Below are 24,056 nucleotides of genomic sequence, written 5' to 3' on the forward strand. Positions count from 1 at the left end.
CCGGTTTCCGCAAGCGGACATGAAAATCTGTTAAGAAGCGGGCAAGATGCCCGCACTCCTCTAATCCCTTGATATTACTGGAGTGGGAGCGTCTCGCTCCCTAAATTTTTAATCATGGTATTTCCGCTTCGCGGACATGAACAATCGGACTTGATATGATTGCTGTAGGAGCGAAAAATTTTTCGCCCCTACTTGGGGTGCTTAACTACGGTTAACTTGGGCCAGAATTTCAGCCAGAATTTCCCCTGCACCGCGTCCCCGTAGCTCTTGGGCTAGATTAATTCCCAGTTGTTCAGCTTCTTGGCAACTGCCGGTAATTTGGTCGCGGATCAGGCGCTGACCGTCTAAACTGGCTACCATACCCACTAATGTAAGGCGATCGCCTTCAATAGAGGTATTCACCCCGATGGGCACTTGACATCCCCCTTCTAAGCTTCGCAGAAAAGCCCGTTCAGCCAAACAGCGATAGAGAGTAGCTTCATGTTGGATGACTTGGATAATGTCCAAAATCTCCGTATCTCCCTCACGGCACTCGATACCCAATGCCCCTTGGCCTACGGCATGGAGCGAAATATCAGAGGGAATTTCCTGTTGAATGCGATCGCTCATTTCCAAGCGTTTCAAACCGGCTGCTGCTAGAATCAGGGCATCATACTCCCCATCATCGAGCTTCTTCAGCCGAGTATTCAAATTGCCGCGCACATCCTTAAACGTCAGCTTCGGGAAATGATGGCGCAATTGGGCTAAACGGCGCAAGGAAGACGTACCCACCACCGCACCATCCGGGAGCGTCTCCAAAGTCTTATCCCCATACTTGGCATTCACCACCAATGCATCAGCCGGGTTTTCCCGTTCAGTCACACAACCGAGAACCAAGCCTTCCGGTAAATTAGTCGGTAAATCTTTGAGAGAATGCACCGCCAAATCCGTTTGTTTGGCCAGCATTCCCACTTCCAATTCCTTAGTAAACAACCCCTTATCGCCAATCTTCGCCAGGGGAACATCCAAGATTTTATCCCCTTGGGTACTCATGGTTTCAATTTCAAACTGGGTATCGGGGTAGTGGGCCTGGAGTTGAGCTTGCACCCATTCGCTTTGAACCAGAGCGAGTTGGCTTTTACGGGAACCCAGGCGTACAGTTCGGGTAGGGGTTGTAGCAGAGGAGGTCATTAATGATCGTTTTTTTTGCAGATAGACTCACTCGATCTAGAGTACCAGGGAATGGAGATGCAGAGATCGGAGGATGGCAAAGAATGAGATAATTGGAAGCGCTTAATCTAAAAAGGAGATAACTTTGGAACGTACTTTTATCGCCATTAAACCTGACGGTGTGCAACGGGGATTAGTAGGTAACATCATCACTCGCTTTGAAAGTAAGGGCTTTAAATTAGTAGGCTTAAAGTTGATGAAGGTCAGTCGAGAGCTGGCAGAGCAGCACTATGATGTGCATAAGGAACGGCCTTTTTTTGCTGGCTTAGTAGAGTTTATTATTTCCAGCCCAGTAGTTGCTATGGTTTGGGAAGGGGATGGAGTTGTGGCATCAGCCCGGAAATTAATCGGTGCAACCAATCCGTTAAGTGCGGAACCGGGAACCATTCGCGGTGATTTAGGAGTGAGTGTGGGACGCAATCTCATTCATGGTTCAGATGCGATTGAAACGGCTCAACGGGAAATTGCCCTTTGGTTTAAGGAAGATGAATTAGCCGATTGGGAACCGAGTATGACTTCTTGGTTATACGAGTAGTGGACTGTTTCAGCTAATTTGATGCATTAGAGGAGTGGGAGCATCTTGCTCCCTGTTGTTTTCCCCTGCGAGCGAGACGCTCCCACTCCTTCAATCTATTGTTTTCCCCTGCGAGCGAGACGCTCCCACTCCTTCAATCTATTGTTTTCCCCTGCGAGCGAGACGCTCCCACTCCTTCAATCTATTGTTTTCCTCTGCGAGCGAGACGCTCGCACTCCTTCAATCTATTGTTTTCCCCTGCGAGCGAGACGCTCGCACTCCTTCAATCTATTGTTTTCCCCTGCGAGCGAGACGCTCCCACTCCTTCATACAGCGCTTTGCGCTGTAGTGGGGGAGTGGGGGAATGGGGAAATGGGGGAATGGGGGAATGGGGGGAGCAAACAATAGACTTGGTAGAAGCTCTGAGCTGTTCTAGATATCGTTAAAAACCATCATTAATGTACCTCATAGCAGAGGAAACTGCTGTATCCGATCTTAATTGTTAATTGAATTGTTAATTAACCACAATTTCCATCCCTTCACGGGCTAACTTACCCTGGGGAAAAACCGCCTGAATTTGTCGTTCAATCCGATCCAAAGAATCATCCGTATAACCGGGATCGTGGTGAAACATCACCAACTGCTTCACCCCAGCTTTTTTCGCCACCTCAATCCCACTTTTCCAATTCCAATCTTTCGGTTGAGGATTATCCTTAGCCCCCTGTTCATCAATCATCCAGGTATGGGTATCATAAATCAGTACATCGGCTTCCTGGGCTAACTCAATCAATCGGGGATCGAGGTTATCTGTATCGGACTCTATATCTGTAGCATAGACTACAACTTGGTTTCCATAGTGAACGCGATAGCCCAAAGTTTGATTAATTGAATTCAAACAACAGGTATGAATTTCCATCGCTTCTAACTTCAGTACCGCTCCCGGCTCCACATCACAAAACTTCAGATCCGATCCCATAATTTCAATGGGGACTGGAAAGTTAGGCGGTTGCATTTGTTCCTTGAGTCGCTGTTGCATGGAATCGCCATTGACTGCTGAAGAGCCATAAACATAAAATCGGTTGATGGGGATAAACGCAGGCACAAAAAACGGAAAGCCCTGAATTCGATCCCACTGACAATGGGAGAGAAATAAATGGGCTTCTACGGGCATTCGACTTAAGAGATACTTACCCAGAAGGCGAACCCCAGTACCCGCATCAAAAATCAATAGATGTTTGGGGGTTTCTAAGGTTATGCAGGAAGTATTGCCACCGTAGCGGACGGTTTGTTCACCGGGCGTAGCTATATCACCTCGAACACCCCAGAATTTAAGGGTTAAGGGAGACGCAACAACGGATTCGGTATAATCCGAGTTGGATTCGGGTTTGACAACAGGAACTGAGGGATCGGATTGTGACATCTTTCGCTAAATTTAGCCTGGGTTTAGCTGAGTATTGTTTTTGAGAAAGACCAGAGCGTAAGTCATCTTATGCCTAGCCTAGCCATTGCTGCTAAGGTTTCCTAGTGGGTTTCACAGGGATGAACAAGAGGAGATAGAAAGGTAAACAGAGTATATGGGGTCATCTTAACCCGATCTGATTCAGATGTCCCACTATCACTTTGATTCATTTTCTTGGTCGATCTCCTGTTGTCTGAGCAATGTTAATAAATACCGCTTTATTTCAAGTCTGTGCGATCGAGACTTGTTGCACCCTAAACTCTAGGTTAATCCCCGATCGGGATTGGAGATGGTTGGCATCCCTTGAGGATGATGACCTTTGTAGGTCTTCGGAATTGAGATTACCTAGATGTCCTGATTTTACCTTAATTTATTGGTTCAGGGGGGATACTTTTCCCCTAGGATAACAGACGTGAGCAAAGAGAGGGTTGCCCGAATCTCACGCCTGTTGGGGTTAGGAAGAATGGCCCTGATTTGTGCAGGACTAATTACTTAGCGCCTGCTTCGACACATTTTTTGACCAAGGGTAAGACTCGATCGACATCTTTCCAACCTAGGGTTTCTACAGCTTTCTTCTCCAGATTTTTGTAACTTTTGAAGAATTCCTCGATCTCCTCTAGTTTATGGGGGGCAACATCTTTAAGGGATTTGACACTGCTATACCGGGGGTCTTTATCCGGAACGCAGAGAATTTTTTCATCGCGATCGCCGCCATCAATCATTTCTAGCATTCCAATCGGTCGTGCAGCAATCACACATCCGGGAAAGGTCGGCTCATCCATCATGACCATACCATCAAGAGGATCGCCATCATCAGCTAGGGTATTGGGAATAAATCCATAATCATAGGGATAGTGGACAGAAGAATACAATACTCGGTCTAGGGCAAAGGCTTGTAATTCCTTATCATATTCGTACTTATTCTTGCTTCCGGCTGTGATTTCGATCAATACATTCAATAAGCCGGGTTTGGGTTGGGCGGGAATGAGTGATAAATCCAAGATTTTTCTCCAAATGGGATCGATGGAGAAAGGAAGATCGAGCCTCCTCTCCCCGAATCAAATTTTAGGGGAAGATGGTCATCTCTCCCAAGTCCGGGTCTAAATTAATGATTTTAAATCGGCTAAATTTTTTCAGTTAATGGGGGTCATTCTCTGGCTTGCGGTAAGGGATAGCTCACACCCGGCACAATTCTGACATTACCTGAAGAATAGTAGGCGATCGCCCACAGGGGTAAGGCCAAGGTTAATAACGCAATGGCTGTGCCAATCACATCTGCCACCCTCGGTTTTCGGGGTTGGCTCGGACTTGCCGACTCACTATCTGATTCCATACAGAAAGGGGCTTAATGACCTCTATTGAACAAAACAAGAATTAAATAGGGAGGGGGAAGTTAATCAACCCCTCCCTTCTATTTTACTGATGGGGCAGGGCCAGATTGTTGGTTTGACAACAATCTTCACCACCTGTCGATTAACCCATTTCTGGAGTAGTTGATTCCGAAGATGGAGTCAAAAAACGCCCCTGGATGGCTTGGGTGAGGATATGGGAGAGTAAACCAATCGGCCCGGCAAACAAACAAAGGATAATCGAATGAACTGTCCAAACTCCAGTCCGTTGTCCTTCCCAATAAATCCAGCGTCCCACAAATAAGTCCATCACCAGAAAATGCACCCAACCGGTTGCCGTTGCCTGGGGATTAGCAAATAACCGAGCTAAATCCGCTAATTGGGGATTAGCTAAAGCCGCCGCCGACTCTCCATCAATCGTGCCAACGAGTAGATAAACATACAAACCCGCCAGAGCCACAAAGGGGAGGAACGACTTCATCACCCATCGAGTCCCCCCCCAATTGGGTAGCACGATCATCAACGTCCAGAAGGGCAGCACAAAGAGGTTTGCGCCATTAAATAACCAGTCGAGCATCTATTCACTTTAAATAACCCAGTAGAGGCTATTATACTCTCCTCTTTCTGAGCTATGCCTTAAACTAAATTGCGGTAGAGTCCTTTGGCTACATCTAATAGGATGATTAACTGTTCCCATTCGGGGGCATTGGGGTTCGGGCTATCGGCCCACTGAAGTTTAATTTTTTTTTGCAGGTTTTCAATCGTGATGTCATCTGTAGCTAAGGTGGGAGGAGAATCGGCCTCATCCATATCCGCACTTGCGCCTATCCCTGGAGCAGTCGGGTTAGAGCTAGGGGAGTGTTCTTGAATCCGTTGTGCTTCTTTTGCCAACACTCGCGCCTGGCTCGACAAGTCCAATAAATTTTGCGGTAAGGAGGGTTGATCTGACAAATAGAGTGAAGATAATTGTCGCAAGAACTGGGAGACTTGATCCAGCCAGAGCAAGTCCTTGTCCCCTTCTGGGAGATGACCTGACTCATCTTGATAAATTTTTCTAATTTCTTGCGCTTTTTGGGATAAGGGCACAATTTGTTGGGCAAGAGATTCTGGCAGTCTCGGTGTATCGGAGAGATAGGCTTGGGCAGTTTGCCGTAAGAAAAGACGGACTTTACCAATCCAATCTTGATATTTCGACTGCCAATTCACATCGTTCATAAACCCAATTTGCTGTTAATTTAATCTTGAATCAATTTTTAGTGATGAGAATGATGATGTCAGAGTTCCATGGATGCTACTGAGCTAAGTTTGGGGTTTACCCTTACACCCATGTTCTGAGAATACCCACTCTTACCAATCTAAACCAGAAAGGCGATCGCGGTCAAGCAACCCAGGCTTAACTCAGTTTAAGTCAGTTTAAGCGATTTCAGGTTGGGTCTATTTTTCCGTCAGTTTCCATACGCCATCCCAAGTTTCATCGGGGGGATTATCTTCATAGAGCATACAGCGCTGGATATGTAATTTAGCCGCTTTATTCTCTGGATCGACGTTTAGTACCTTTTGGAACTCCTCTTGAGCTTGTTTAAACGACTCTTTCGCCTTAGCTGCAAAGGGTTCGCGAGCCAAATCAATAAACTTACGCAGTTGTGCTGAAGTCATTTCCTGAGCTTCTTCGGCCAACATTTGCCGAGTTTCTGCTGCTCCGGCAAACTGACTTACCTTGGCTTGCAGCAATTTCTTCACTTGACGGGGAGTCAGTTCATTAACTTTTTCTGGTAAAGTCATTTGCCAGTAGGTATCGGTGACGTTTTTGCGACTGAGGTCTTCAACATTGAGCATCCGCTTTAGGGTTGCTTCCCCTAAAATCTCGATTAACTCTTCCCGGTCAACCTGGGCCAGCATCTTGGAGAGCATCTGAGTTTCATCATAGGAGATTTTCTTCAACTCCAAGTCTGATAAATCTTCTAACTGCTCCAATACCGCTAAGATTTCGTTGTAAGACAATTTATCATGGGCGGGTTGTAAATAGTGCTTGCGTCCCTGTTCATAGTGGTTTCTGATCGCTTCTTGCCGTTCTGTCAAAGGACGACCGACCACAGAAGTGCCTTCTCGAATGCCCAATAACTCATAAATGGTTACGGGTTTGCTCTTTCCTTTTACCGTAATATTATCGAGTTCTCGGACATAGACGCGATCGCTATAACTCATGAAGGTTTTCTCACTAATAACAATATCCGTTCCATATTGCTTACTGGTTCCTTCCAAACGGGAAGCCAAATTCACCCCGTCTCCAATAGAGGTGAGTTCCATCCGTTTGGACGAACCGATGTTACCACTGACGACCACATCGGAGTGAATGCCAATCCCAATACTAATTTCCATCAAGCCTTGTTCTTTGCGCTTCTGGTTATATTCGGCCAGGCGATAGCGCATTTCCACCGCAGTTTGCATGGCGCACCAGGCATGATCTTCTAGGGGAGCGGGAGAGCCAAACACCGCCATTAGAGCATCGCCGATGTATTTATCTAGGGTTCCCCCATAGCGGAAGACGGAATCGACCATTTCCTCAAAGTAGCTGTTGAGCATGGCTACCACTTCTTCCGCTTGCAATTTTTCCGTTAATGTGGTATAGCTGCGAATGTCGCTAAACAGAACAGAAACTTCTTTGCGTTTGCCACCGAGTCCGGTGTCGCCACTAGCGAGTAGGGATTCCGCTACTTCTGGGGTCATGTAGCGATACATCAGGCTCTTGACTTGTTTTTCGTCGCTAATGTCTTCCATCACCACCAATGCGCCATTGATTTTGGTCGGATCGAGGGCATCATTCATAGAGTTAATGGAGAGGTTGACGCTCTGCTCAATATCTTCCCCATCTTCTCCAGAAAGGATGAGGGTTTGATCGGGATAAAATTGCTGGCGGTCTTTATTCTCTTTCGGTGCAAGGGCTGCATCCATCCATTTAGTGAAGTCCCCTTCTTTGATCCGAATGAGGGGTTTGAGCAATTGCCCTTCGAGTTCTGTTTTATCTAGTCCTAATATTTCTTTCGCACATTCGTTGACTGCAATAATATGACCATTTTTATCGGTGGAAATTACGCCATTGGTTAAGCTCCGCAGGATATCTTCCTGCATTTTTTGCTGTTGTTTGACCTGATCGAAGAGTTTGGCATTTTGTAGCGCCACTCCTGCTTGAATATTGAAGGCCCGCATGAATTCTAGGTCATTGCGGTTAAAGCTGGATTTCCACTGTTCTGGAGCTTCGGGCCAGTGTTCGGGGTTGTAGTCGGGATATTCGCCTTGTTTTTTCTTGTTGATGAGCTGGGTTACGCCAATGAGCTGGTCGTCGGCATTGAAGACCGGCATACAGAGCATACTACAGGTCCGATAGCCAGTTTTTTGGTCTGTTTTTTTGGAGGTTTCGGAGCGCTCATCGTTATAGAGGTCAAAGGGAATGAGCAGGGGTTCTCCAGATTGGGCAACCATGCCAGCAAATCCGGCGCTTCTGGGGATGCGAATTTCGGTTAAGTTGCCGCCAATGGGGATTTTTGTCCAGAGTTCTCCTTTTTCTTCGTCTAAGAGCCAGAGGGTGGAGCGGTCGGCATTCATCAGTTCTTTTGCCTGATCCATGACTTTTTTGAGGGTGTCTTCTAGATCGAGGCTGCTCTTACTGAGGGAGTTAACGGCGTTCATGAGAGCTGAGGCGGCTCTTTGCCGTTGGGTGGCGGCGTAGAAGGATTTGGAGGATTGTAGGATGAGGCGAATGGAGGGAGCAAATTCTTTGAAGACTTGCTCATCTTCTTTGGTGAAGCCGTCGTAGTCGATCTTTTCGTCTAAGTTGGCTTCGCGATCGACATCAACTTTAAGTTTATTGATCAGTTGGACGACTGCTACTAATTCCCCGGTGTCTTCGTTTTCCAGGGGCATGGCCATCATGGTGTAGGTACGATAGCCATTTTTTTTGTCGAAGGCTTGGGCCGTGGTCGATCGCTCATCATTGTAGAAGTCGTAGGGAATATTGATGGCTTGGCGCGTGGTTGCCGCTTCTCCGGCGATCCCTTTGTCGGCGGGAATGCGAATTTCTAGGGCGTTGCCTTTTTCGTCTTTGGCAACGATGGTGAAGAGTTCATTTTTTTCTTCATCAAACAGAAAGATACTGGTGCGATCGGCGTTGAGGAGTTCCCCGGTTTTTAGGGTAATCGATCGCAACATTTCATCGAGGATGGCATCAAACCCTTGATTATCGAGTAGGTTATCCAACATCGATAGGGTTTGATTCACGACTTTAAGCTTGTCTTCAACATCAGTAACGACTTGCTTAAAGGTATCTTTTTTCAGGGGCGCTAAAAAAGCGGAGAAATCGCCGCCGCCTCCTGTGGTGACTAATCCTCCGCCTCTGGTGGGGGTGGTACTCGGTTCTGGGGAAGCCGGTTGGGTGGCATTTCCCTCTACATCTATGACGGTTGCGGATACGGTATGGGACGGAGTTCCATCTGCGCTAATTGCATCAATATCGATCGTGGTGGCGGTTGTGTCCACAATAGGAGAGTTGGAAGATGAGGTTGCCATAGATGTCACCGATATATAAGATTTATGTCTTGGTTTGGTAGGAAACTCAAGGGCCTAACGGCGTTTTTTTAATGTATTGAGCTACAGCTAAGATAACGAAACCATCGGTTAGGTGGATCTTAAAGGAGGAATCGAGAAGATTCAAGAGCTAGGATAGCCTAATTTTAATAGCAATTGAATTTTGCAGCCATGGATGGGGGGGTATCCAAGGGCTATCCTTGGTGCTGGTTAAGGGTTTTATCAGTGTACCGAAAAATAAGTCTAGGGGGTTGGGTGGGGGCAACTCTGGGAAATTTAGATAGGTGTTCATGGAAGATAATGATCGGGTTTAAGGGGACTGATGATAGCGTTGACGTTTTTTTGCCGCTTGCACCAATAAGGATTGGGCAAAGGATAGGGCTTCAATCGCCGAGTTTCCTCCGGTGAGTTGAGCAAGTTCTTGGGAGCGTTGTTGCTCGTTGAGGGTTGTGACTCGAATGACGGTTCTAGGATCGTTGATGTCTGTTTCGGTAATGGTTTCTTTACGCACTTGTAAGTGGCGATCGGCGAGGGAGGCAATCAGGGGTTGATGGGTAACACAGAGAACTTGATGATGTTGGGAGAGATGATGGAGTTTGTCGGCGATCGCCTCTGCCACTCGTCCCGATACCCCAGCATCGATTTCGTCAAAGACGAGGGTATTGACGGGGTTAATCTGGGAGAAACAGGCGGTTAGGGCTAACAAAAAGCGGCTCATTTCTCCTCCGGAAGCGGTAGTGGCTAGGGGTTGGATGGGTTCTCCGGGGTTGGTACTGATGCCGAAGGTGATGCGATCGCCCCCTGTGGCTGTTATGGGGATAGCACTCAGAGCGACTTTGAATTGCACTTTATCCATGGCTAGGGGTTTGAGTTCCTTGACCAAACGCGCCTCTAGTTTAGCGGCTGCCTTTTGCCGTTGTAAGTGTAGCTGATTACATAATGTTTTTAATTGCTCTAGGGCTTGTTGATAGTTTTTTTCCAATTGTTCTAAGGATTCACTGCTGGCAGTGAGGTCTTGGAGTTCGGTTTGAATGCTGTGCCAGTAGGTCAAGCTCTCGGATAGGGATGGGCCATATTTACGACAGATTTGTTTGAGTTCAATGATGCGTGATTCGACCCTATCGAGCTGTTCGGGGTCAGTTTCCAGGCGATCGCCATAGGCATTGATTTGTTGTCCGGCTTCTTCGACTTGCACGAGGGCTTCATTTACTAAGTCTAGAATCGGTTGCAGTTGGCGATCGTAGGGTAAAATATCATCGAGTAGGGTTTTGGCTTGTCCGAGCAGATCGGCAGCCGCTAGGGAGCGATCGCCCTGATAGAGAGCTTGATAAATTTGATAACTTTTCTGTTGCAGTTCTACACTGTGGGAGAGCCGTTGACTCTCTTGTTCGAGTTCGCCTAATTCATCGGCGGTTGTTAATTGGGCCTGATTTAATTCTTTGAGTTGATATTCTAAAAGGTCGATCCGTTGCAGTCGAGATTGTTCATCTTGGCGCTGGCGCTGAAGTTGAGTCTTCAGTTTTTGACTGGTTTCATAGGCAATTGCCACTTGTTGCTGTAGGGCTAAGAGTTCATCCCCCCCATAGAGATCTAACCATTGCCTTTGTCGTTGAGGATCTCCGAGTTGTACCGTTTGCCCTTGAGCCGTGAGACTGGCTAACCCTTCCCGCAGCGCTTCCATTTGTCCACGGTTCACCAGAATTCCATTTAAGCGCGATCGCGATCGATATGTCTCTTCATAGATTTTGATCTCCCGACTACAAGTTAATGTTTCGTCTTCGAGTGGCTCAATGTCCTGTTCTTGCAGCCATTTCCCGATGAAGGGAGAGAGGGTAAAGGTCGCTTCAATTAACCCCTGAGAAGCTCCAGAACGGATCGCTTTCGGGTTTAACTTACCTCCTAGGGCAGCATCCAGGGCATCTAGAATGATCGATTTCCCAGCTCCAGTTTCCCCGGTGAACACCGTTAAGCCTGGGCCAAAGTCCAATTCTAGGCGATCGATTAAAGCAAAATTCTCAATTTTCAGGGAGATTAACATAGACGGCATACTTACCAGCAAAGCACTTGATCCGGGAAACCGAATGAAATTGATCGAGCTTGTGGGAGGGCAAATTGTTACAATTACTTTACAAAGCGATCGATCTGTCCCACCTCAAGCCATGAATGTCAATATGTCATCTTCATCTTCCCATCAACAGGGGTTGTCAACTGTTGAGGACTCTGGAAGTCCCCATGATTCTTCTTCTGCACATTTTAGTCCTATGTCAGAACCGACGCTCATACCCAATGATTCAGCCGTAGAACCCCCGGAAATCCATTACGATCCCCTGGAGTTAGTCGCCTTTTACCGTTCCCGTATCTGGGAAGTTTGGGGACGAATCATCGCCCTAGTCTGGTCTTTTTTGGGCTTAGTGGTAGGGTTATGGTGGGATAAACGAACCGGAAGTTCGGAAAACCAGCAACGACGCAGGGCGGTTCAGTTGCGGGAGACCTTAACCCGATTAGGGCCAGCTTATATTAAGGTCGGGCAAGCTTTATCCACCCGGCCGGATTTGCTGCCCCCTGTGTTTTTAGAGGAGTTAACCCGGCTTCAAGACCAACTGCCCCCGTTTCCCAATGAGGTGGCGTACCAGTTTATTGAGGAAGAGTTAGGCGATCGCCCCGAATTTATCTATGCTGAAATTAGTCCTAAACCGGTAGCGGCTGCTTCTTTGGGTCAGGTTTACAAAGGTAAGCTCAAGACTGGGGAAATCGTCGCCATTAAGGTTCAACGACCCGATTTACGGGAACGAATTTCCCTCGATCTGTATATTCTTCGTAGTTTAGCCGGTTGGATACAGAAAAGTTGGCGCTTACGCAGCGATCTCGTCGCTATTGCTGATGAATTTGGCGCTCGCATTTATGAAGAAATGGACTATACCCATGAAGGCAGAAATGCGGAGCGCTTTGAGCAATTGTATGGCTATCTGCCGGATATTTATGTGCCCCGAATTTATTGGCAATATACCAACCGTCGGGTATTAACCATGGAATGGATTACGGGCACAAAATTAACAGATTTAGAGAAAATTCGCCAGCAAGGTTTAGATGCGTCCTATTTAATTGAAGTGGGGGTTGAATGTTCCCTACGGCAATTGCTCGAACATGGCTTTTTCCATGCCGATCCCCATCCGGGTAACTTACTGGCTTCTGGGGATGGCAAATTGGTCTATCTGGATTTTGGCATGATGAGCGAAGTTAAGCCTTATCAACGCTATGGGTTGATTGAGGCGATCGTTCATTTAGTCAATCGAGATTTTTCTGCCTTGGCCCATGATTATGTCAAATTAGAATTTCTCACGCCAGATACGGATTTAACCCCGATTATTCCCGCTTTATCTCAGGTTTTTAATGATGCTCTGGGCGCATCTGTGGCGGAGTTAAACTTTAAGAATATTACCGATCAACTTTCTCAGGTGATGTATGATTACCCCTTTCGAGTTCCCGCCTATTATGCCTTGATTATCCGCTCTCTGGTGACTTTAGAAGGGATTGCCATTAATGTAAATCCCAATTTTAAGGTGTTGAGTAAGGCCTATCCTTATGTGGCTAAACGGTTATTAACGGATCAGTCCCCAGAATTGCGAACCTCTTTAAGGGAGTTATTATTCAAAGATGGTAGTTTTCGCTGGAATCGGCTGGAAAACTTGCTCAAAAATGCCCGCAATAGCCAAGATTACGATCTAGATGTGGTGTTGAATCAGACCATTGATTTTCTGTTTTCCGATCGAGGGAGTTTTATTCGCGATCGCATCGTTGAAGAAATTGTTAAAAGTGTGGATGCTCTGGGACGAAATACTTTAGAAAATGTCACCTATCGCTTCCGGAAAACAGTGGGGATGAATGGACAAAATCCAGTTCAACCGGTTTCTGTAACCGATCCAGAAGATCGGAAGAATCTTGAACATATTCAGCGAATTTTACAAATTGTGCAGGAAACTCAAGGGTTTGATCCGATGAAGATTGTGCCGTTATTGCCCAAAGTGCTGTTTAAACCTGAAACTCAGCAAATGGGACAACAAATTGCGAGTGGATTGGCTCAACGGGTTTTGGCGCGGTTTATTCGGGAAGTTTTGCTGAGTGAAGAGATAGAAAAGGGGACTTCTGAAAAAAAGTGGGCATCGGTTCCTAAGTCAGATTCTCCTCCTTTGGCTTTACCTGCTGCGGTGATACAGCGCTTTGCGCGGTAATGAGGTGCAGTAGTAAAAGATCCCCCCTAACCCCCCTTAATAAGAGGGGGGAATAAGAAAGTCCCCCTTTTTTAAGGGGGATTTTCCGCAAGCGGACATGAAAGGGGGATCAAAGTCTACCGCATAGCAGCGAAAACTGCTGTATAGTCCTTTGCCCTAGGCAAAATGCAAGAATCTGAAGCAGTGGAAAGTGGTTTTTCCTTTTGTGAATTGTTCTAGAGTTAGGTTGGGTCTAGCGACGACCCAACCTAAATAGTATTGGAGCAAGAACTAGGAGCTAATTGGCTAGAACAGCATCTTCCTGTTGTTTGCGCTCAATATCTTGATCGGAGGGGAATTTAACATCCCAAACTAAACCGAGACGTTGCAAGATAGAAATCACCCACCAGGAAAAGTCTACTTGCCACCAATTCATGCTAAACCGAGCTGAGTAAGGAAAAGCGTGATGGTTGTTGTGCCAACCTTCTCCTAGGGTAATAATGGCAATTAGGGGATTATTGCGGCTGAAATCTCCGGTTTTGAAGGGTTGAGTTCCCCACAAATGGCAAATGGAGTTGACGGTGAGGGTTCCTTGGAAACTGAGCATAATTCGTAATGCTCCGCCCCAGATTAGGCCTCGCAATGCTCCTTCCCAAGTGCCACAAATGGCTCCACCGATGGCAGCCGGAAGGACTAAACCCAGGACTATCCAGACTAGACAGAAACGATCGACCCATTGCACGACGCGATCGCTTTTTAAATCATTGATATAGGGTAAGGGTTCCACCCAAGTAGCACCCACCATCCAACCAAAATGGCCGTGCCAAAATCCTTGTATTTTCCCCCAGAAGCTTTCTCCATGTAGATGGGGGGAATGAACGTCTCCGGGTTGATCGCTGTAGAGGTGATGCTGACGATGATGGCTTACCCAACTGGCGATCGTTCCTTGAGTCGATATGCAAGCACAAATACCGATTAGGGCTTTCATAATTGGCCCGGTTTTAAAGGCTTTATGGGAGAATAGGCGATGATATCCTACACTCACCCCTAGAATGGTGAGAATGTAAAAACCGACGAGTAAGGCGATGTCAAGGGGAGCAACCGATTTTTCCCACCAGATTACTGCGGCGATCGCCACTAGGAACCCAATTCTAGGAAGGGTTAGGGTGATCGTGTTAATCACTCTGCGGCGATTAAGATCGGCTACGGCTTCAGAACTACTGTAGTTGGTCATCCAGGAACCTTTTATCAAATCATTAAGCACTTTTACGGATTGTATCAGCTTTTCGACCGTTCCAGGGTAATCTTAGGTTCTCTTAAGATTTTGTTAATGTCTCAAAGCCTTACTGAGTCAGCCATTTTTGATTTTAAAAAAGCTTGTCGCTCCTGAGAACCCTCGTCTCATACTTCTACCTAAGCGGCTCTCGAAGGGACGGTTCTCTCTGCCCGACTCCCCCAGGATTGAGAGGCTTAAATTCTGCTATAATCCTTTTAAAGGTATATAACAAAAAAAAGATATTTATAGGAATCTCGCAGTTTAGGTTGATTCCCTATAGGGTAATTCGTCCTTAAAATAGAATCAGCAGTAATATGAAATAGGCTGATTTAATCGAACCTGAGTAGGAGGAAAATCTATGAGCAGTAGCTATCCCACGGAAGTAATCGAGAAATTAGCGGCAGAAATCGGCGAAAATGTCTATATGGATATTGCCAAATGGCATCTTTATCTCAATGATGCCCATCTTCATACCCCTTTAGCCGAGCATCTCTATCCTTTATTAGAGGATCATCGTTTAGAAGAAAACCAAGTGTTAGAAATTCTGCAAGCAATCACCGTAAAACTAGGGGGAGGACGCAGACAAATACCGCTTTTAGATTTAATGCCCATGCAAGCACAGTTAAATTTAATGGATTTGCTTGAAGAATTTCAACATAATCTTTAAGAGCGTTATGCACTGGCAATAGGTCATAGGATTAGGTAATAACGATTTCCTTTTGCCTCAAGTCCCCGATCAAACACCAAATAAGTTTTTGAGTCTTTTTCTTACCCAAACCACCGGATTTTTATCATCTTCAGAGGCATCAACTAAGCCCATTTCCCGCAACTGCTTTTGTCGTTCAGAAAGTTCTTCTTGGTGTTTCGCAAACTCTTGAACGATGACTTCAGAGAGTTCTGGGTGTTCGCGCAAAAGTTGTTCAAATCCCTTATGATTAATGGCAAATAAAATGGTCTCTTCGACGGCACGAACTGAGGCTGTACGTGGAATTCCCAGCATTAAGGACAGTTCACCAAAAAAATTACCGGGGTCTAAATTGGTTAAATGTTTATTAATTTTTTCGACATAAACCTCAACTTTACCTGATAGAACAATATAAAATCCATCACCTGGATCGCCTTCTCGAAAGAGGACTTCAGAGGCTCTTAAACGTCGCCGACATCCGACTTCAATCAGTTGCCTTAATTCCAGTTCGGTGAAGTTTTCAAAATAGGTAACTTGGGGCAGTAGATCTCGAAGGGCTAAAGGTTGCGGTGGCTGAATGGCTGTTTTTTGGGTGACTTCTAAGATTTCCTGAAGTTCTGATTTTCTGCGTCCTAAAGGATAGAGAACTTCTGGATTTCTGAGCCAGAGATCTTGTTGAGGAAAGGGGATGGTAATCTGATATTGTCTGAGGTGATATTCAATTAAAAAATTGAGGGAACTGGTAATATGGGGTTCTAAATCTACACGGGAAACCCAAACCCAGAGTTCAAAATCTAAGGAACTGGCTCCAAAGCCGATAAAAATGACTTTGGGTGGAGGATCAGAACTGACTGAAGGTTCCAGATAAGCGGCTTTAAGGAGGGCTTCAGTGACTAGAACTGGATCGCTACCATATTCTACTCCTACGGGAATTTGAATCCGGTTTGTGGGGGATTCAAAATTCCAATTGAGAATAATATTTTCGACTAAATGGCTATTGGGAACAATGACGGAACCTCCGCGCCGAGTCCGAATTAAGGTAGAGCGCAGGGAAATTTCTTTAACATAGCCATCCATGCCGTCAAATTGGACAAAATCTCCAATGCGGAGTTTGCGTTCTACGAGTAAAGTAAGTCCACTGGTGAAGTTTTTGGTGATGCTTTGTAAGCCTAAACCAATACCAACGCCTAAACCGCCTGCTAGTACGGTTAGAGAGGCAATATCAAAGCCATTGGTTTGTAGAATAATTAAAAAGCCAATGGTGGAAAAGCTGTAACTGACAATGGTGGCGATCGCCTGGCGGTTGCCTTCATCAATTTTGAGCTTGCGGAGCAGACGATATTTGAGGAAATTTTTTAGGAGTCTGGCACAGACGAGAACAATGGCTAAGGAAACGAGAATATTGATAATGGCAAGAATGGTGATCTGTTCATTGCCAATGGTGAGAATAGAGGAGGTAGAAATATGGTTAATTAGGTTAACTATCGTTTCCCAAAGTCTTGCGATCGTGCTACTCATGTCAGCCTAGTAAGAAGTCTATATTACCGATACTCATAAACCTGATGGGTTTTCAGGAGATATATTGAGATTTGGTTATGTTTTATCATATTTCTGCGATCGCCGCGCTTATGTATGGGTTGAGAACATTGAATGGTCTAATTTGTGCTACCATTGCCCGGATATCATTGGACAAGGCTATATTCTGGTACTCCCCCATAACCCATGAGCTTTACCTCTCTCCTTTATGGTGTATTTTTATTCAGTGTTTGTATTCTCTATTGGTCAAGTCGATCGGGGAAAACACGGTTTCTGTTATTGGCGATCGCCTCATTACTCTTTTACGCCTCTTGGCAACCCCAATATATTCCCCTGCTGTTGGCAATGACTTGGGTGAACTATAGTTTAGCCAAAGTCCTGGTTCCGGACTCTGTACAGGGTTCCCACGCCCAAGACTGGCAGCTCTCTAACCAAGAGTGGCAGTTTGCTCAAGCGGGTTGGAATCAACGGCGTTTTTTTGTTTTAGTCCTTGGTATCCTCTTAAATATCTTTCTGTTATTCGGCTTTAAGTATATTCCCTTTGTCCTCGGTTCCGTGGGTCAAATCGCTCAACTCCCCACTGCTACGGCTTCTGCGGACTGGGTGAGTGACAATGTAATCGCCCCTTTGGGACTGAGTTTCTTCTGTTTCGAGGCGATCGCCTATTTAGTCGATGTCTATCGAGGCGCACCCGCAGCCAAAAGTTTCACCAAATTCGCCGCCTATAAACTCTTTTTTCCCAAACTCATTTCCGGCCCCATCACCCTTTATCACCAACTCACCACCCAACTGAGAAATCCTCAATTTCCCACCATCGAAATGTTTACCGAAGGCTTATGGCTCATTGCATTAGGAGCCACCAAAAAAGCCCTCATTGCTGACCGTTTAGCCGTGATTGTAGACCTCAGTTTTACTCATTTAGTCCGTGCCGGAAGTTGGGATTTAGGGTTAGCCACCCTCGCCTATGGACTGCAACTCTATTTAGACTTTAGTGGCTATGTCGATATTGTGCGCGGCAGTGCCATTTTACTCGGCTTAACTTTACCCGAAAACTTTGAAGACCCCTACTTTACCACCAGCATCGCCGACTTTTGGCGACGCTGGCACATGACCCTCGGAAATTGGCTCAGAAACTATCTCTATTTTCCCTTGGGAGGCTCTCGTTTAGGACTCTTTAGAACCTGTTTCAATCTGCTGATGGTCATGCTGATTGCCGGAATTTGGCATGGTGCAGCCTGGGGATTTATTATCTGGGGGGTTTATCATGGATTGGCATTAGTTGTCCATCGTTTAATCGATAGTATTTCCAAAACAAGTTATGCCTTAAAAACGTTTTGGAAAAGTTTACCCGGCACAGTATTAGCTTGGCTCATGACCCAACTGATGGTCTTTACGGCTTGGATATTTTTCCGCCTGCCTAACTTAAAAGACTCCTGGTTTGCCATTTCCCACTTGTTCGGCAAAGAGGCCGATCCCCAATTTACCCAGAAAATTTATCTGGATACTTTGGGAATCGATCGCCTCCAATTTACCTGGATATTATTCGCTCTCGTGGGTGTGATGGCCCTTCTCTTTTTATTGCAGCGTCGCTTAAATTTACAGCTTAATTGGCCCATTAAGTTAGTTTTAATTCCTATCAGTTTATATTTAGTCTGGTTACTCGCTCCCCAAGGGGCACTACCCTATATTTACTTTGATTTTTAGCGACGATTCCGCTATCCTATGAATAGGAGTAGCTAACCTGAATGTTAAGCCAAAAGAGTCAATCGCCGCCAAAATATGCAGTGGTTAAGATCGCCCAAAATCGGTTGGATATCAGTCATCCTCTTGGCAGGATGGCTCACCTTCGACATCACCACCAACTTAATTGCCGAAGGACTCTGGTTTAACGAACTCGGTTATGGGACTGAATTTTCTCTGCGAGTGCAAACCCAACTCATCGTCGGAGCGATCGTTTTTGGACTCAGCACCCTTTATCTGTGCGGTAACCTCTGGGTGGCTAACCTCCTCAAACATCCCAACCCCCCGGAAGATCAAGACGCTTATCCCAAATATCCCAAAAGCGTTCCCCTCGGTTGGTTATTCGTCTCCCTCGGACTCTTAACCCTCGTCTTGGGATTAATGCTCCTGCAATATGGAGAAGTCATCCTCCAATATTGGCATACCGATTTTAATATTGCCCGTCCAACCCCCGAACTGCCCCCTCGCTTTCGCCCAGAATCAGCCGTTGACACCTTTTTAGAGCTACCCTCTTCTCCCCTGAAAGCCTTACTCATTCTCGCCTTTCCTATCCTTCTCGTTTGCATTCCCCAAAGAACCTTACTGGCGATCGCCATTCTCTTAAGTTACGGTTTAGGAATCATTTTATCCAGCCATTGGGCCAGAATTTTAGCCGTTTTTAATCCCACCTCCTTTTATCAAGTCGATCCCCTCTTTAATCAAGATATTAGCTTCTACATCTTCAGCTTACCCGTTCTCCATCTCCTCGAATTTTGGCTCGTTATCCTCTGTGTTTTTTCCCTACTTGGCATTACCATTATCTATCTCTTATCGGGTAGAAGTTTAGCCCTCGGTAGTTTCCCCGGTTTTTCCCCTAAACAGCGCCGCCATCTGCAAGTCATCAGTGCTGCTGTCATGTTTAGCGTTGCCTATAGTTATGCCCTCTCTCGCTATGAACTGCTCTATTCTCCCACCGGAGTCATTTATGGAGCAAGCTTCACCGATATTTATACCCAAAAACCCATGATTGAAGTGCTGTCTATTTTGGCAGCCGCCTATGGAATTTTCCTCTTAGGTCGTTCTGTTTATTGGGCGAAGAAATGCGATATTTGGAGAAACCTGATTTATGTAATGATTCTCTATTTAGGGATTGCTGGAGTGAGTAACTATGCCCTTCCTGTCCTCAGTCAACGCTTAATTGTCCAACCCAATGAACTGGGTCGAGAAACTCCATTTATCAAGCGTAGCATTGAGTTTACTCGGTCAGCCTTTAATTTAGACAAAATTGAAGTTTATCCCTTTAATCCTGAAGGACAGTTAACCGTACAAGACTTGCTCAACAATAAACTCACGCTCGATAACATCAGGCTCTGGGATACCCGCCCCCTATTGCAAACCAACCGTCAACTTCAGCAAATTCGCTTATATTATAAATTTCTGGATGCAGATATTGAACGCTACACTTTCCGCAAACCTGATTATCAAGGAAGTTCTAAACAACAGGTTATTTTAGCCCCTAGAGAATTAGACTATGAAGGAGTTCCTCAAGAGGCCAAAACTTGGGTGAATGAACATTTAGTCTATACCCATGGATACGGGTTTACGATGTCCCCGGTGAATACGGTAGCAGAGGATGGCTTGCCGGAATATTATGTCAAAGATATTGGGTCAGAAAATCCCCAAGGAGAAACGACTCCTGTTTGGATTTCGGAACCTCGAATTCGAGATAGTATCCCCATTGGTCAACCGAGAATTTATTATGGGGAATTGACCAATACTTATATTATGACTCCTTCGACGGAGCCAGAGTTAGATTATCCCCAAGGAGATGCCAACCAATATAACTTTTATGATGGTACAGGGGGAGTCCCGATCGCCAGTCGTTGGAGACGGTGGTTATTTGCTAAATACTTGAAAGATTGGGAAATGCTGTTAACCCAATCTTTTACCCCAGAAACTAAAGTTTTATTTCGCCGCAATATCGTCGATCGCGTCAAGGCGATCGCGCCCTTCCTCCAATTCGATCAAGACCCCTATTTAGTGGTTGCTAATACCGATTTAAGTGGCGATCGGAGTGCTAATAAAGAAAATTTTTTATACTGGATTATTGACGGCTATACAACCAGCGATCGCTATCCCTATTCTGACCCTGGAGAGCTGTCCTTTAACTATATTCGTAACTCCGTAAAAGTTGTCGTCGATGCCTACAATGGCAAGGTCTATTTCTTCATTGCCGATGACTCCGATCCGATGATTCAAACCCTAGCCAAAATATTTCCTAAGCTGTTCCGCTCCTTAGACGATATGCCCCCATCTCTAAGGGTTCATATTCGCTATCCTGTAGATCTATTTAATATCCAATCTAATCAACTTTTAACTTATCATATGCGCGATCCGCAAGTATTTTACAACCGCGAAGATCAATGGCGCGTTCCTCTAGAAATTTATGGCGGTCAACCCCAAACCGTAGAACCTTACTATTTAATTATTAAATTACCCACAGAAAACCGAGAGGAATTTATCTTACTCTATCCCTTTACCCCCGCCAGCCGTAATAACCTAATTGCCTGGTTAGCGGGTCGTTCCGATGGCGAAAATTATGGTAAACTTTTACTCTATCAGTTTTCTAAACAACAGCTCATTTATGGGCCCGAACAAATTGATGCTCTGATTAATCAAGACCCGGAAATTTCCCGTCAGATTTCTCTGTGGGATCGGCAGGGATCAAAAGCAATTCAGGGTAATCTCCTAATTATTCCCATTGAAAAATCCCTGCTTTACGTGGAACCTCTGTATTTAGAAGCGGAGCAAAATAGTCTACCTACCCTAGTGCGCGTGATTGTAGCTTATAACAATCAGATCGTGATGGCGAATACTCTAGATAGAGCGATCGATGCTATTTTTAATTCGTCGAATTCTCCTTCAGCTAACCCCAATCCAACCGTCATTCGCAACTTAGATGAAATTGTCCCGCCCTAGAGGTTAGAATGGGTAAGGCAGATGGCAAGCTCCGATCTCAACGGTAGGGTTTATGCAAAAAAAACGACAACAGATCCACGATCTCGTCGATCAACTTCCGGAAGAATACTTACAAGAAGTTTGGACTTTTTTAGTGCCTCTGTGTGTGGATGCTTATGTACTGACCATGATTCAAGTGACTATGGATACAATAAAGCCAGGTGACTTCATGACTCGTGAAGAAGCTCTAGGGTTTTTGCATCACCGATGACTGAATTACTGGCAGAGGTGAAAATCCGATGACTGTTGCGCCTTCCTCCACGGTATCCCAGATTCAATATCAACTGCTCTATCACCGTAGCTTTCTTCAAGATCTACAAAAGTTACAGAGGAAAGAGAAGAGCAGCTATGAAAAGATTTATCACTTTGTATTTACGGAGTTTCTGAGCCTGAAACGCCTAGAAGATCTGCCCAAACTCCATCGACTCGGGCCAGAGCGGATGTTCTATCATTTTACGATGGGAGAATACCTGATTGCGATCGCCGTGATGGGACAAATTGTTAAATTTATCCGGATTCTTCCCAAACCGAAGATCTAAACGGTATTGTGTCTAGGGGAGAGTCTCAAAGTAAGCTCTCATTCGTTTTGATCGGCGATCGCCGAAAATGCCTCAACCCTTTGGAGAAGACTGGTTATGGATGCAGCAACCCTCTGGCAACGCTATCAAGACTGGCTGTACACCCACGACGGCCTCGGATTTTATCTCGATATTAGTCGAATGAGGTTTGACGATCGCTTCGTTGCCGAAATGAAACCCAAGTTTGACAAAGCCTTTGCGGAAATGGCCAAACTCGAAGCTGGGGCGATCGCCAACCCAGATGAAGGCCGCATGGTGGGCCACTATTGGTTACGCAACACCGATATCGCCCCCAACTCCCAACTAAAAGCCGAAATCAACGACACCCTAGAAGCCATCCATCGCTTTGCCCAAGATATCCACTCCGGAACCATCAAACCCCCCAACGCCCCTAAATTTACCGATATTCTCTCCATTGGGATTGGGGGATCGGCTCTGGGGCCGGAATTCGTCGCTGAAGCCTTAGCCTCCTCCTCTCCCCAACTCAACATTCACTTCATAGACAACACCGATCCCACCGGTATCGATCGCACCCTAGGTAAACTTAAAGATAAACTGCACACTACCCTGGCGATTGTGATCTCCAAATCGGGAGGCACACCAGAAACCCGCAACGGCATGGTCGAAGTTCAAGCCGCCTATCAAGCCGCCAACCTCCCCTACAGTCCCCACTTTATCGCCATTACCGGCCATGGCAGTAAACTAGAAAAGATGGCGGAATCGGAAAATTGGTTAGCCACCTTCCCCATGCACGACTGGGTAGGGGGACGCACTTCCGAACTCTCCGCCGTTGGCTTAGTTCCCGCCGCTCTGCAAGGCATCGACATCGATCAAATGTTAGCGGGAGCCAAAGAAATGGATGAAGCCACCCGCATCCCCGAACTCAAACAAAATCCCGCCGCCCTCCTCGCCCTTGCCTGGTATTTTGCGGGAAACGGCAAAGGGGAAAAAGATATGGTCATTTTGCCCTACAAAGATAGCTTGCTGCTCTTTAGCCGCTATCTGCAACAGTTGGTGATGGAATCCTTGGGCAAAGAAAAGGATTTAGACGGCAATACGGTCTATCAAGGGATTGCCGTTTATGGAAATAAAGGCTCCACCGACCAACATGCCTATGTCCAGCAATTGCGCGAAGGTGTACCCAATTTCTTTGTCACCTTTATTGAAGTCCTCAAAGACCGGGATCAAGAGTCTCCCGAAGTTGAACCAGGTGTGACATCGGGCGACTATCTGTCGGGACTCTTGCAAGGAACCCGCCAAGCCTTATACGACAATAACCGCGATTCGATTACGGTTACGATTCCGGAAGTGACTCCCCGCACCGTAGGTGCATTAATTGCCCTCTATGAGCGGGCAGTGGGATTATATGCCACCTTGGTGAATATCAATGCCTATCACCAACCGGGAGTAGAAGCGGGTAAAAAAGCGGCTGCCAGTATTCTCCAGTTGCAAAATCAAATTGTGCAGGCTTTAGCCGAGAGTAATCAGCCTTTATCTTTGGCGGAATTAGCGGCTGCTGCCAATGCTCCAGAAGAAACCGAAGCGGTTTACAAAATTGTCCGTCATTTAGCGGCCAATAATCGCGGAGTCGTCTTGCAAGGTGATGCTTCTCAACTCCAGCAGTTGAAGGTCACGGGGGAATAGGGAATGGGGAATAGGGAATAGGCTATCCCCCCATCCCCCCATCCCCCCATTCAATTCAACTTCAAGGCACTTGCGGGGACTTCTTCCCAAGAAGAAACGGTACGCATCCGAGCTGTCCATCCGGCTTGTTTTTGGTCTTCTGTGAGGTTGCTGTTAAAGGAGTCGTGGCAGTCCTGAGCTTGTTTGTGATCGGAACAGGCAATGCAAGCATAGATCATGCCAGAGGGATCGATTTGTTCATTCACCCAAATAGTCATAGGGCATATACTCCTAAAGTAAG

Annotated in this window: 19 protein-coding genes; 8 read left to right on the top strand and 11 right to left on the bottom strand. The window is 46.0% G+C overall.

Annotated elements, in window-relative coordinates:
• Positions 1–201 precede the first annotated feature (201 nt).
• On the bottom strand, positions 202–1,170 hold the full coding sequence (gene hemC / locus PMG71_RS20990) for a hydroxymethylbilane synthase (protein ID WP_283755686.1): 969 nt from the start codon (positions 1,168–1,170) through the stop codon (positions 202–204).
• A gap of 124 nt (positions 1,171–1,294) precedes the next feature.
• Here hemC and ndk point away from each other — a divergent pair, with 124 nt between their 5' ends.
• Positions 1,295–1,744: a nucleoside-diphosphate kinase gene (gene ndk / locus PMG71_RS20995; protein ID WP_283755687.1), complete on the top strand. Its 450-nt coding sequence runs from the start codon at positions 1,295–1,297 to the stop codon at positions 1,742–1,744.
• Positions 1,745–2,237: 493 nt separating this feature from the next.
• Here the strand turns inward: ndk and PMG71_RS21000 are convergent, their stop codons facing one another.
• The 7 genes from PMG71_RS21000 to recN all read right to left on the bottom strand — a co-directional run bounded on the left by PMG71_RS21000 (position 2,238) and on the right by recN (position 11,150).
• A complete protein-coding gene (locus PMG71_RS21000; RefSeq protein ID WP_283755688.1) occupies positions 2,238–3,143 on the bottom strand; it encodes an MBL fold metallo-hydrolase in 906 nt (301 codons plus the stop codon).
• A gap of 527 nt (positions 3,144–3,670) precedes the next feature.
• The gene (locus PMG71_RS21005) at positions 3,671–4,183 is read right to left on the bottom strand and encodes an inorganic diphosphatase (protein WP_283755689.1); all 513 of its coding nucleotides are present in this window, start codon (positions 4,181–4,183) and stop codon (positions 3,671–3,673) included.
• A 146-nt stretch (positions 4,184–4,329) separates the two neighbouring features.
• On the bottom strand, positions 4,330–4,515 hold the full coding sequence (locus tag PMG71_RS21010) for a TLTLP motif-containing protein (RefSeq protein WP_283755690.1): 186 nt from the start codon (positions 4,513–4,515) through the stop codon (positions 4,330–4,332).
• Positions 4,516–4,655: 140 nt separating this feature from the next.
• A complete protein-coding gene (locus tag PMG71_RS21015; protein WP_283755691.1) occupies positions 4,656–5,108 on the bottom strand; it encodes an ABA4-like family protein in 453 nt (150 codons plus the stop codon).
• A gap of 59 nt (positions 5,109–5,167) precedes the next feature.
• Positions 5,168–5,746, bottom strand: coding sequence for a hypothetical protein (locus PMG71_RS21020; protein ID WP_283755692.1), 579 nt, complete (start codon positions 5,744–5,746; stop codon positions 5,168–5,170).
• A 219-nt stretch (positions 5,747–5,965) separates the two neighbouring features.
• Complete coding sequence (locus tag PMG71_RS21025; RefSeq protein ID WP_283755693.1) at positions 5,966–9,094, bottom strand: adenylate/guanylate cyclase domain-containing protein; 3,129 nt, start codon at positions 9,092–9,094, stop codon at positions 5,966–5,968.
• Positions 9,095–9,422: 328 nt separating this feature from the next.
• Positions 9,423–11,150 (bottom strand): DNA repair protein RecN, encoded by a 1,728-nt coding sequence (gene recN, locus PMG71_RS21030; RefSeq protein WP_283755694.1) that lies wholly within the window; start codon positions 11,148–11,150, stop codon positions 9,423–9,425.
• A 121-nt stretch (positions 11,151–11,271) separates the two neighbouring features.
• On the opposite strand from recN, the gene PMG71_RS21035 reads away from it, so the two are divergent.
• Positions 11,272–13,341: an ABC1 kinase family protein gene (locus PMG71_RS21035; protein WP_347179357.1), complete on the top strand. Its 2,070-nt coding sequence runs from the start codon at positions 11,272–11,274 to the stop codon at positions 13,339–13,341.
• 277 nt (positions 13,342–13,618) lie between these two features.
• On the opposite strand, the gene PMG71_RS21040 is transcribed toward PMG71_RS21035, so the two are convergent.
• On the bottom strand, positions 13,619–14,554 hold the full coding sequence (locus tag PMG71_RS21040) for an acyl-CoA desaturase (RefSeq protein ID WP_283755696.1): 936 nt from the start codon (positions 14,552–14,554) through the stop codon (positions 13,619–13,621).
• A 400-nt stretch (positions 14,555–14,954) separates the two neighbouring features.
• Between PMG71_RS21040 and PMG71_RS21045 the strand changes: the two genes are divergently transcribed.
• The gene (locus PMG71_RS21045) at positions 14,955–15,263 is read left to right on the top strand and encodes a DUF3181 family protein (protein ID WP_283755697.1); all 309 of its coding nucleotides are present in this window, start codon (positions 14,955–14,957) and stop codon (positions 15,261–15,263) included.
• Between the two features lie 69 nt (positions 15,264–15,332).
• On the opposite strand, the gene PMG71_RS21050 is transcribed toward PMG71_RS21045, so the two are convergent.
• The gene (locus PMG71_RS21050) at positions 15,333–16,799 is read right to left on the bottom strand and encodes a cyclic nucleotide-binding domain-containing protein (protein ID WP_283755698.1); all 1,467 of its coding nucleotides are present in this window, start codon (positions 16,797–16,799) and stop codon (positions 15,333–15,335) included.
• 204 nt (positions 16,800–17,003) lie between these two features.
• Here PMG71_RS21050 and PMG71_RS21055 point away from each other — a divergent pair, with 204 nt between their 5' ends.
• The 5 genes from PMG71_RS21055 (at position 17,004) to PMG71_RS21075 (ending at position 23,776) form a co-directional block, all read left to right on the top strand.
• A complete protein-coding gene (locus tag PMG71_RS21055) occupies positions 17,004–18,521 on the top strand; it encodes an MBOAT family O-acyltransferase (protein WP_283755699.1) in 1,518 nt (505 codons plus the stop codon).
• A 75-nt stretch (positions 18,522–18,596) separates the two neighbouring features.
• Positions 18,597–21,515 carry a UPF0182 family protein gene (locus tag PMG71_RS21060; protein ID WP_283755700.1) on the top strand — a complete coding sequence of 973 codons (2,919 nt, stop codon included), beginning with the start codon at positions 18,597–18,599 and terminating at the stop codon, positions 21,513–21,515.
• Between the two features lie 52 nt (positions 21,516–21,567).
• Positions 21,568–21,765: a hypothetical protein gene (locus PMG71_RS21065; RefSeq protein WP_283755701.1), complete on the top strand. Its 198-nt coding sequence runs from the start codon at positions 21,568–21,570 to the stop codon at positions 21,763–21,765.
• Positions 21,766–21,793: 28 nt separating this feature from the next.
• Entirely contained in the window at positions 21,794–22,093 is a 300-nt protein-coding gene (locus PMG71_RS21070) for a hypothetical protein (RefSeq protein ID WP_283755702.1), read from the top strand.
• Positions 22,094–22,189: 96 nt separating this feature from the next.
• Entirely contained in the window at positions 22,190–23,776 is a 1,587-nt protein-coding gene (locus PMG71_RS21075; protein ID WP_283755703.1) for a glucose-6-phosphate isomerase, read from the top strand.
• A 50-nt stretch (positions 23,777–23,826) separates the two neighbouring features.
• On the opposite strand, the gene PMG71_RS21080 is transcribed toward PMG71_RS21075, so the two are convergent.
• On the bottom strand, positions 23,827–24,033 hold the full coding sequence (locus tag PMG71_RS21080; protein WP_283755704.1) for a glycogen debranching protein: 207 nt from the start codon (positions 24,031–24,033) through the stop codon (positions 23,827–23,829).
• Between the last annotated feature and the right edge of the window lie 23 nt (positions 24,034–24,056).

Source organism: Roseofilum acuticapitatum BLCC-M154, from assembly GCF_030068475.1.
GTDB classification, from domain to species: domain Bacteria; phylum Cyanobacteriota; class Cyanobacteriia; order Cyanobacteriales; family Desertifilaceae; genus Roseofilum; species Roseofilum acuticapitatum.

What these genes read in the sequence shown, in the direction of transcription:
- hemC (WP_283755686.1), bottom strand. Translation starts at nt 1,170, where the DNA reads ATGACCTCCTCTGCTACAACCCCTACCCGAACTGTACGCCTGGGTTCC.
- PMG71_RS21000 (WP_283755688.1), bottom strand. Translation starts at nt 3,143, where the DNA reads ATGTCACAATCCGATCCCTCAGTTCCTGTTGTCAAACCCGAATCCAAC.
- PMG71_RS21010 (WP_283755690.1), bottom strand. Translation starts at nt 4,515, where the DNA reads ATGGAATCAGATAGTGAGTCGGCAAGTCCGAGCCAACCCCGAAAACCG.
- PMG71_RS21015 (WP_283755691.1), bottom strand. Translation starts at nt 5,108, where the DNA reads ATGCTCGACTGGTTATTTAATGGCGCAAACCTCTTTGTGCTGCCCTTC.
- PMG71_RS21020 (WP_283755692.1), bottom strand. Translation starts at nt 5,746, where the DNA reads ATGAACGATGTGAATTGGCAGTCGAAATATCAAGATTGGATTGGTAAA.
- PMG71_RS21025 (WP_283755693.1), bottom strand. Translation starts at nt 9,094, where the DNA reads ATGGCAACCTCATCTTCCAACTCTCCTATTGTGGACACAACCGCCACC.
- recN (WP_283755694.1), bottom strand. Translation starts at nt 11,150, where the DNA reads ATGTTAATCTCCCTGAAAATTGAGAATTTTGCTTTAATCGATCGCCTA.
- PMG71_RS21035 (WP_347179357.1), top strand. Translation starts at nt 11,272, where the DNA reads ATGAATGTCAATATGTCATCTTCATCTTCCCATCAACAGGGGTTGTCA.
- PMG71_RS21040 (WP_283755696.1), bottom strand. Translation starts at nt 14,554, where the DNA reads ATGACCAACTACAGTAGTTCTGAAGCCGTAGCCGATCTTAATCGCCGC.
- PMG71_RS21045 (WP_283755697.1), top strand. Translation starts at nt 14,955, where the DNA reads ATGAGCAGTAGCTATCCCACGGAAGTAATCGAGAAATTAGCGGCAGAA.
- PMG71_RS21050 (WP_283755698.1), bottom strand. Translation starts at nt 16,799, where the DNA reads ATGAGTAGCACGATCGCAAGACTTTGGGAAACGATAGTTAACCTAATT.
- PMG71_RS21055 (WP_283755699.1), top strand. Translation starts at nt 17,004, where the DNA reads ATGAGCTTTACCTCTCTCCTTTATGGTGTATTTTTATTCAGTGTTTGT.
- PMG71_RS21060 (WP_283755700.1), top strand. Translation starts at nt 18,597, where the DNA reads ATGCAGTGGTTAAGATCGCCCAAAATCGGTTGGATATCAGTCATCCTC.
- PMG71_RS21065 (WP_283755701.1), top strand. Translation starts at nt 21,568, where the DNA reads ATGCAAAAAAAACGACAACAGATCCACGATCTCGTCGATCAACTTCCG.
- PMG71_RS21070 (WP_283755702.1), top strand. Translation starts at nt 21,794, where the DNA reads ATGACTGTTGCGCCTTCCTCCACGGTATCCCAGATTCAATATCAACTG.
- PMG71_RS21075 (WP_283755703.1), top strand. Translation starts at nt 22,190, where the DNA reads ATGGATGCAGCAACCCTCTGGCAACGCTATCAAGACTGGCTGTACACC.
- PMG71_RS21080 (WP_283755704.1), bottom strand. Translation starts at nt 24,033, where the DNA reads ATGACTATTTGGGTGAATGAACAAATCGATCCCTCTGGCATGATCTAT.